At 69.6% G+C, this 8,257-nt stretch carries 11 protein-coding genes; 3 read left to right on the plus strand and 8 right to left on the minus strand.

Features of this window, described 5'->3' with window-relative positions; genetic code table 11:
- Positions 1-80 precede the first annotated feature (80 nt).
- Positions 81-506, minus strand: a complete 426-nt coding sequence (locus VB737_RS12670; protein WP_500313446.1) for an ATP-binding protein — start codon at positions 504-506, stop codon at positions 81-83.
- 32 nt (positions 507-538) lie between these two features.
- A complete protein-coding gene (locus VB737_RS12675; protein WP_500313447.1) occupies positions 539-1,285 on the minus strand; it encodes a GUN4 domain-containing protein in 747 nt (248 codons plus the stop codon).
- A gap of 147 nt (positions 1,286-1,432) precedes the next feature.
- Between VB737_RS12675 and psb28 the strand changes: the two genes are divergently transcribed.
- From psb28 to VB737_RS12690, 3 genes are read left to right on the plus strand one after another with little or no spacing between them, the layout of a single operon-like run.
- Positions 1,433-1,807, plus strand: coding sequence for a photosystem II reaction center protein Psb28 (gene psb28, locus VB737_RS12680; RefSeq protein ID WP_015108118.1), 375 nt, complete (start codon positions 1,433-1,435; stop codon positions 1,805-1,807).
- Positions 1,804-2,877: an AI-2E family transporter gene (locus VB737_RS12685; RefSeq protein WP_500313449.1), complete on the plus strand. Its 1,074-nt coding sequence runs from the start codon at positions 1,804-1,806 to the stop codon at positions 2,875-2,877. Before psb28 ends, VB737_RS12685 begins: the two co-directional genes overlap by 4 nt.
- Positions 2,874-3,881, plus strand: coding sequence for an AI-2E family transporter (locus tag VB737_RS12690; RefSeq protein ID WP_500313451.1), 1,008 nt, complete (start codon positions 2,874-2,876; stop codon positions 3,879-3,881). Before VB737_RS12685 ends, VB737_RS12690 begins: the two co-directional genes overlap by 4 nt.
- A 58-nt stretch (positions 3,882-3,939) precedes the next feature.
- On the opposite strand, the gene VB737_RS12695 is transcribed toward VB737_RS12690, so the two are convergent.
- From VB737_RS12695 to VB737_RS12720, 6 genes are all read right to left on the minus strand, one after another.
- On the minus strand, positions 3,940-4,167 hold the full coding sequence (locus tag VB737_RS12695; RefSeq protein ID WP_500313453.1) for a hypothetical protein: 228 nt from the start codon (positions 4,165-4,167) through the stop codon (positions 3,940-3,942).
- Positions 4,164-5,117: a protein translocase subunit SecF gene (secF, locus tag VB737_RS12700; protein WP_500313455.1), complete on the minus strand. Its 954-nt coding sequence runs from the start codon at positions 5,115-5,117 to the stop codon at positions 4,164-4,166. The genes VB737_RS12695 and secF overlap by 4 nt, the downstream gene beginning before the upstream one ends.
- 9 nt (positions 5,118-5,126) lie before the next feature.
- Entirely contained in the window at positions 5,127-6,647 is a 1,521-nt protein-coding gene (gene secD / locus VB737_RS12705) for a protein translocase subunit SecD (protein ID WP_500313456.1), read from the minus strand.
- Position 6,648: 1 nt separating this feature from the next.
- Positions 6,649-7,632 (minus strand): pyruvate dehydrogenase complex E1 component subunit beta, encoded by a 984-nt coding sequence (locus VB737_RS12710; protein WP_500313458.1) that lies wholly within the window; start codon positions 7,630-7,632, stop codon positions 6,649-6,651.
- A 154-nt stretch (positions 7,633-7,786) separates the two neighbouring features.
- Entirely contained in the window at positions 7,787-8,089 is a 303-nt protein-coding gene (locus tag VB737_RS12715) for a DUF3082 domain-containing protein (RefSeq protein ID WP_094584495.1), read from the minus strand.
- A complete protein-coding gene (locus VB737_RS12720; RefSeq protein ID WP_500313460.1) occupies positions 8,086-8,253 on the minus strand; it encodes a hypothetical protein in 168 nt (55 codons plus the stop codon). The genes VB737_RS12715 and VB737_RS12720 overlap by 4 nt, the downstream gene beginning before the upstream one ends.
- Between the last annotated feature and the right edge of the window lie 4 nt (positions 8,254-8,257).

Raw genomic sequence — 8,257 nt, forward strand, 5'->3', positions numbered from 1 at the left:
CGGCGCCACCGCGCCCAGCGACGGCCGCCTGCGCGCCATCGCCCTGCTGGAGAACGCCCAGGCCTGGCTCAAGGCCGAGATCAGCGATCCGGGCTGTCCTGCCCACGGGCGCTGACCGCCGCCCGCCGGGCCGCCAGCTGCAGACGGTTGCCGCGACCACTCCAGCGCACGTCGTCGAAACAGTGATGGATGAGAAACAGGCCCCGACCGGAGGGGGCATCCTCCTGGCAGGGCAGGCAGGCGTGACGGGCATGGACGGGAAGGCCGGGGCCTTCGTCCTGCACCTGCCAGACCACCCAGCGCGGCGTGACAATCCGCCGGATCCTCAGGCACTTGCCCGGATCGCAGCCGTTGCCATGGCGCACAGCGTTGACCAGGGCCTCCTGGAGACCGAGCTGAAGCTCCGCCTGGCGCAGGGCGCAGCCGATGGGTTCGAGGAGCAACTCCACCAGCGGGGCCAGCTGCAGGGTGGAGGGGGTGATGTAGTCGGCCCAGCGGAGCTGCATGAAGCAGGAATTCCCATTCGCCTCACCGGAACCTAACGCGGGCGCCCCGCCGCTGCCTCCCCCAGACGCGCCTGGATGGCGGGATGTTGCAGAAGGGCATCCATGAGGCGCACGCCCCGGAGCTGGTTGATCAGGGGCATGTGGCCCTCGGGGGCGTCGATCGACCACTGGAAGGCGCCGGGGTAACGGGTCCAGGTGCCGTCGGCCTTCCAGCCCAGCCGGGGCCAGAGGCGCTCCCATTGGCCCTGGCAGGCCAGCAGCAGCCGGGCCTGGGCCGAGAAGCCGAAGCGCCCCTGGGAGTAGCAGGTCCAGAGGCGGTCGAGGCTGGTCAGATCCGTGGCGGGCATGGTCGCCACCTCGCTGTAATAGACGTAGCCGCGGCGCATGGCTCCCTCGCCGGCCAGCTGACGCAGGTGCTCACTGGTGAGTCGGTCGGCCTCCTCGAAGGCCTGCCGCATCAGGTGGAGCTGCAGCGGTGCGTAGTCAAGCCCGGCGACGCTGGTGACGGCGAGCCAACCCTGCGGATGGCGGGCCAGCAGGGCCTCCTGGCGGGCGGTGTCTCCGGAGGCCAGCAGCAGCTGAATCAGGTGGCCGGCGGCCCAGTCGTCTCCGGTGGCGTCGAGGCGGTCGAGGCGGTCCGGGATCCGATCCAGCAGGGCCGAGCCGGCCTGGCCGAGGCTGGTCAGCAGGCTGCGGCGCTGACGGGCCGAGCCCGTGAGGAAACGCTCCAGCAGCTGATCGGCATCGACGGTGCTGGAAACCGGAGGACCGGAGAGCATGGGGGAGACGACCGGCCGGAAAGGCAGCAGGGTGGGTCCCACTATGTCAGGACCGATGGGCACAGGCCTGGGGCCCGGGGTCGGGCCATGAAGCCCTGCAAAGAGCCGGGACAGGCTCTGCCTAAAGTCACCTTTTGAGCGAGTGCCATGGCCGCCGCCATTCAGTTCTTCCGCGGGGTGGACGAGACGGTCGTGCCGGACATCCGCCTGACCCGATCCCGGGATGGCCGCACCGGCCAGGCCACCTTCGTGTTCGAGGAGCCCGAAGCCCTGGCCCCCCAGTCGGTGGGTGACATCACCGGCATGTTCATGCTCGATGAGGAAGGCGAGATGGTGACCCGTGAGGTGAAGGCCCGCTTCGTCAACGGCAAGGCCAGCGCCCTGGAAGCCACCTACACCTGGAAAAGCACCGCCGACTTCGAGCGCTTCATGCGCTTCGCCCAGCGTTACGCCGACGGCCACGGCCTCGGCTTCGCCGGCCAGGGCGACGAGCCGGCCGAGGAGGCTCAGGAGGAGGTTTGAAATTCGGCCAGTGGCTGGGGCTGATCGCCCTGCTGGCGGCGCTGGTTCTCCTGTGGAGCCTGCGTGACGCCCTGATCCTGCTGTTCGCCGCCGTGGTGCTCGCCATGGCCCTCTGCACCCTGGTGGGCGCCATCCGGGAGCGGATCGGCGTCGCACGGCCCATCGCCCTGCTGCTGGCCCTGCTGCTGGTGACGTTGGTGGTGCTGGTGGTCGCCACGGTGGTGATTCCGCCCTTCATCGCCGAGTTCCGCGAACTGGTTCTGCAGGTGCCGCAGGCCTGGGCCGAGCTGCTGAAGCTGCTGCGCCAGGCGCTCGAGGGGGCGTCCCAGATGGTGTACGGCCGCCGGGACGGCAGCCTGGACTGGCTGAAATCGACCCTGTCCGTGCCCACCTCCCTGCCTCCCGACCTGCTGGGCCGGCTCGGTGGTGGTGCGATCGGCCTGGTGGGAGTGGCGGGGAACCTCGGCGCCGGTCTGCTCCAGACCCTCTTCGTCGTGGCCGTCTCCCTGATGGTGGCCGCCCAGCCCACCGGCTACCGGGAGGCCCTGCTGCTGCTGGCGCCCTCCTTCTACCGGCGGCGGCTGCGGCAGGTGCTGGTGGCCTGCGGCACCGCCCTGAGCAGCTGGATGGTGGGGGTGCTGATCAGCTCCGTCTGCGTCGGCCTGCTGGCGGCCATCGGCCTGTCCGTGCTGGGGGTGAAGCTGGTGGCGGCCAACGCCCTGCTGGCGGGACTGCTCAACATCATCCCCAACGTGGGCCCCACCCTGAGCACGGTCTTTCCGATGTCGGTGGCGCTGCTGGATGCCCCCTGGAAGGCCCTGGCCGTCCTGGTGACCTACGTGATCATCCAGAACCTCGAGAGCTACGTCATCACCCCCTCGGTGATGCACCACCAGCTGCAGCTGCTGCCCGGCCTGACCCTCACCGCCCAGCTGCTGTTCACCCTGCTGTTCGGCCCCCTCGGCCTGCTGCTCGCCCTGCCCCTGGCGGTGTGCCTCCAGGTGCTGCTGCGGGATGTGCTGATCCATGACATCCTCGATCCCTGGAAGCGGGAACGGCGGCAGACATGAAGGCACGCACCCTGCTCGGGGCCCTGGCCCTGGTGGCGCTGTTCCTGCTGCTCTGGGAACTGCGCTGGGTGCTGCTGATCCTCTTCGGCGCCGTGGTGCTGGCGGTGGCCCTCGATGTGCCCACCAGCCTGCTGCGCCGGCTCACCCCGCTGAACCGGGGGGCGGCCCTGTCGCTGGTGCTGCTGGTCCTGCTGGTGATCGGCTGGGTGCTCGCCAATCTGCTGCTGCCGGAACTGATCGACCAGATCCGCCAGTTCAGCCAGTTGGTGCCCGAACTGCTGAATCGACTCGGGGATGTGGTCCCCAAGACCCCCCTGCTGCGCGACCTGGAGCGGCAACTGGCCGACGGGACGCTCTGGGACCGGCTGCAACCGCTGGGCGGCCAGCTGCTGGGGGTGGCCGGGGGTGCGGCCAACAGCACCATCCAGATGCTGCTGATGCTGCTGCTGGCGATCCTGATGGCGCTCGATCCGGCCAGCCATCAGCGGCTGCTGATCGCCGCCACGCCGCGCTTCTACCGCCCCCGCATGCAACAGCTGCTGGCGGAATGCCGCGAGGCCCTCGGAGGCTGGCTGGCGGGCATGACCATCTCGGGCACGGTGGTGTTCATCACCACCTGGGCGGGCCTGGCCCTGCTGCAGGTGCCGCTGGCCCTGCTCAGCGGCCTGGTCTGCGGCCTGCTCACCTTCGTGCCCACCATCGGCCCCACCGCCGCCACCCTGCTGCCGCTGGCGGTCGCCCTGCTGATCTCACCGGCCAAGGTGGTCCAGGTGCTGGTGCTGCGACTGCTGCTCCAGAACGGCGAAGCTTTCCTGCTCACCCCGCTGCTGCTGAGCCGCACCGTCAACCTGCTGCCCACGGTGGCGCTGATGGCCCAGCTGAGCCTGGGGGCCCTGCTGGGGCTGCCCGGCCTGCTGCTGGCCCTGCCGCTGGTGGTGGTGCTGCAGGTGGCCTGCGAGGAGGTGCTCGTCCGGGACGTGATGGACCGCTGGGATCTGACCTGATCCCGGCATCCGTCCTGAACTGGGCCCGGCCGGGGGGCGGGGGCGGGGCCCGGCCTCCTCAGCCGCGGGCCCGGCGGTAGTGGTGCCAGAGGGAGGGCTGGGCCACCAGCACCGTGACGGCCAGAAGATGGGACCGGACGGCGGCGGTGAAGGAGGTCAGGGTGAGGTGATCCCAGAGCAGGATCAGTTCCACCCGCAGATCAATCAGGGCCAGCACCAGCAGCACCAGCGGCAGCAGGGGCCAGCCGCCACGCCGGTTCGGCTCGCTGCGGTCGGAGCCCCTCATCGCTTCGAGAACACCGGCAGCAGGGTGGGGGCCAGGCCGATGCTCGACCAGCTGCCGACGGCGATGCCCACCGTGAGCGCCACCGCGAACCAGAACAGGGTGCTGCCGCCGAAGAAGATCAGGGCCACCAGGGGCAGCAGGGTGGTCAGGGAGGTGTAGAGGGAGCGGGTGAGGGTGGCATCCACGGCCACATCCACCTGATCGCTGAGGGGGAGGTCCACCAGGGTGCGGCGCTGCTCCCGGATCCGGTCGTAGACCACGACCGTGTCGTTGACCGAGTAGCCGGCGATCGTGATCAGGGAGACGGCGAACAGGGAATCCACCTCGATGCCCTGGAGCAGCCCGAGCCAGGCGAACAGCCCGCAGGTGATCAGCACGTCGTGGGCCAGGCACAGCAGGGCCAGCACAGCGAAGATGCCGCTGTAGCGGAAGGAGATGAACACGGAGATTCCCACGAAGCTGACCAGCAGGGAAATCAGGCTGCCCCGCAGCAGCCGCGAGCCCAGAGTGGGGCCGATCGTGTTCACTGAGGTGCCGCTGGAGCGCAGCGGGCCGAACCGGCTGGCCAGGTCATGCACCAGCGCCGTGCTCTGCTCCGCCTCGAGGGCAGGCAGGCGCAGCAGCAGGGAGCGGCCGCCATCGAGCACCTGAACCGAAGCACTGCCCAGGCTGGGGGGGCGCTCCCCTTCCGGGGCGGGCAGGGTGAGGCGGTTGAGGCCCTGGCGCACCTCGGCGGGGGTGACGGGCTTGCAGGGGGCGCAGTCCCGCTCCACCTGCACCTGGGTGCCGCCGGTGAAATCGAGGCCGGGTCGCAGGGGCGCATGGATGGCCGGGTTGAGCCAGCAGAGGGCCAGCCCCAGCAGGCTGAGGCCGCAGGCCAGCCCCGAGCCCAGCCAGGCCAGCCGCCGATGGCGGTTGATGCGGAAGCGGGGGGAGGGGACGGAGGTCATGGCAGGCATTCAGGCCGCCCCCGCCGGAGCGGCGCCGGAGCGGACGGGGGGCAGCTGGCGGGCGGGGAGGAAGTAGGTGGGGCGCCGCAGGGCCGGGTAGCTCATCAGCAGGCGCAGCAGGGTGCGGGTGCAGGTGAGGGCGGTGAACAGGCTGAGCAGCAGGCCGATCGCCAGGGTGACGGCGAAGCCCTTGACCAGGCCGGTGCCCAGGAAGAACAGGGCGGCGCAGCTGATCAGACCGGTGACGTGGCCGTCAACGATCGAGGAGAAGGCCAGGGAGAAGCCCGTGTCGATGGAGCGGATCAGGGTGTTGCCGCTGCGCAGCTCCTCCTTGATCCGCTCGAAGATCAGCACGTTGGCATCGACGGCGATGCCCACCGAGAGGATGAAGCCGGCGATGCCGGGAAGGGTGAGGGTGACCGGCAACAGGGCGTAGATCGCCAGGTTGAACAGGGCATAGAGGCTCAGAGCCACCACCGCCACCATCCCGGGCAGCCGGTAGACGACCGCCATGAACACCGCCACCAGGGCCAGACCCGAGAGGCCCGCCACCAGGCTGGAGCGGATGTTCTCAGCCCCCAGTGACGGACCGACGGTGCGCACCTCGACGATCTTCACCGGCAGGGGCAGGGAGCCTCCCCGCAGCTGGACCTCCAGGTCGCGGGCCTCCTCGGCGCTGAAGTTGCCGGTGATCGACGCGGAGCCGCCGGTGATGCCGGCCACCTTGAACTGCTCGCCGACGCTGGCCTCGCTGATCGAGCGGCCATCGAGGACGATGCCGAGCACCCGGTTGGTGCCGGCGATGGACTGGGTGAGGGCGGCGAACTTCTCGCCCCCTTCACGGTTGAAGCCCAGGGTCACCTCCCAGCCGGTTCCGGTGGCCTGCTGCTGGCGGCCGGCGCTGGTGAGGTCCTTGCCGGTGATCAGCGGGGGCCCGTAGAGGGCGAGGATGCGGCGGTTGGTCTCCCGCAACAGCCGTTCGAGCTGGTCGACCTCGCTGCTGCCGGCGGGAACCTGGATCCCGAGGGAGGTGAGCGCCTTGGTCAGATCCTCCGGTGAGAGCGAGGCCGGCGGCGGCGTTGCCGAGGGGTCGTCGAGGGCGGAGGGGGGACGCCGGGCCCGCAGCACCGACTCGGCCTGGCGCTTGAGGCCCAGCAGGCCGCGCATCTCCTCCTCGGTGCCGGGCTTCTGGGCGCGGAACTCGAGCAGGGCCGTGCTGCCGAGCACCCGGGCCGCCTGGCTGGGATCCTGTTCGCCCGGAAGCTGCAGCACCAATTGGTCGCTGCCCACGGACTGGAGGGTGGATTCGGCCACGCCCAGGCCGTTGATGCGGCGCTCCAGCACGTCCTTGACGGCCTCCAGTTGCTCGGCATCCACCCGGGTGATGGCGCCGGCGGGCATCACCTGGAGGGTGAGCTGGCTGCCGCCGCGGAGATCGAGGCCGAGCTGCAGGCCGTAGTTGGCCAGCAGGGCCCCGGAGGCGATGGTGAGGGCGAGGATGAGGGCGAACCAGCCCTGTTGGCGTCCCATCTCAGCGTCGACCTGCCTTCAGATCGTGCGCCGCGGCAACGATCTGGTGGGGCTGAATGATCGTGAGGTTCTCCAGATTGCCGTTGTAGGGGGTGGGGATGTCCTGGGAGGAAAGGCGCACTGGCCTGGCATCGAGGTCGTCGAAGCAGTGCTCGGTGATCAGGGCGATCAGTTCGGCGCCGATGCCGCCGGTCTTCATGCACTCCTCCACCACCACCACCCGGTGGGTCTTGCGGATCGAGCGGGCGATGGTCTCCATGTCGAAGGGCTTGAGGCTGATCAGGTCGATCAGTTCCACATCCACCCCCTCGGCCTCCAGCTGCTCCACCGCCTTGAGGCAGTGGTGGCGCATGCGCGAATAGGTGAGCATCGTGACGTCCTTGCCTTCGCGGACGACCTCGGCCTGGTCGAGGGCACAGATGTAGTCGCCCTCAGGGATCTCCTCGCTGAGGTTGTAGAGAAGAACGTGCTCGAAGAAGAGCACCGGATTGTTGTCGCGGATGGCGGCCTTCATCAGGCCCTTGGCATTGGTGGGGGTGCTCACCGCCACGATCTTGATGCCGGGCACGGCATGGAAGTAGGCCTCGAGGCGCTGGCTGTGCTCGGCACCGAGCTGGCGGCCGACGCCGCCGGGTCCGCGCACCACCGCCGGGATCGTGTAGTTGCCGCCGCTGGTGTAACGCAGCATCCCCATGTTGTTGGAGATCTGGTTGAAGGCGAGCAGCAGAAAGCCCATGTTCATGCCTTCCACGATCGGCCGCAGGCCGGTCATGGCGGCACCGACGGCCATGCCGGTGAAGCTGTTCTCGGCGATGGGGGTGTCCAGCACCCGCAGTTCGCCGTACTTCTCGCAGAGGTCCTTGGTGACCTTGTAGGAGCCGCCGTAATGGCCCACGTCCTCTCCCATGACACAGACATGGGGGTCGCGGGCCATCTCCTCGTCGATGGCTTCGCGCAGGGCGTTGAACAGAAGAGTTTCAGCCACGGAGCAGGGGCCTGTGCGCGGCCAACCTATCTCAGCCGCCGGCGGCGAAGGTGCTGAGCAGCAGCACCGACAGGAGCATGCCCGGCAGCAGCAGGACCACCAGCAGACCCAGGTCGTGGGGTGTCATCGGGGGGAGGGGCGGCTGGGCAGGAGCTTAGGAAGGGGATTCGGCCTCGGCCGGCCAAAGGCTGCGGATGAACACCAGGAACAGCCCCAGGCCGATGAAGGCGAAGGTGAAGGTGGCCAGGAAGCACATCCCCACCATCAGGGTCTTCATGGCGGTGGCGATGCTCTGGGCGAAGGCTGAGTCGAAGTGGGGCGGATGGGTCACGTACCAGCCCACCACCCGCTGGCTCACCCCCAGGCTCAGCCAGGCCAGCAGACCGCTGGTGAGGGCGCCGGACAGGAAGCTGAGGGGTCCCTTGCGCGGTGGCGGGGCGGGGCGTTCGTCGGTCATGGCGCGGATCCATCCGTCACCAGGCTGACACCGGATCCGCCGCAACGGCAGGACCAGGCGGCGAAGCCCAGCGCCGCCAGCGGCTCCGCCAGGGCGGCCCGGGCCGCCTCGGCCGTGGCCAGATCCGCATGAAGCGCGAACAGGCTCGGCCCCGAGCCGCTCATCGCC

Source organism: Synechococcus sp. BA-120 BA3, assembly GCF_034931285.1.
In the GTDB taxonomy this organism is placed as follows: domain Bacteria; phylum Cyanobacteriota; class Cyanobacteriia; order PCC-6307; family Cyanobiaceae; genus Cyanobium.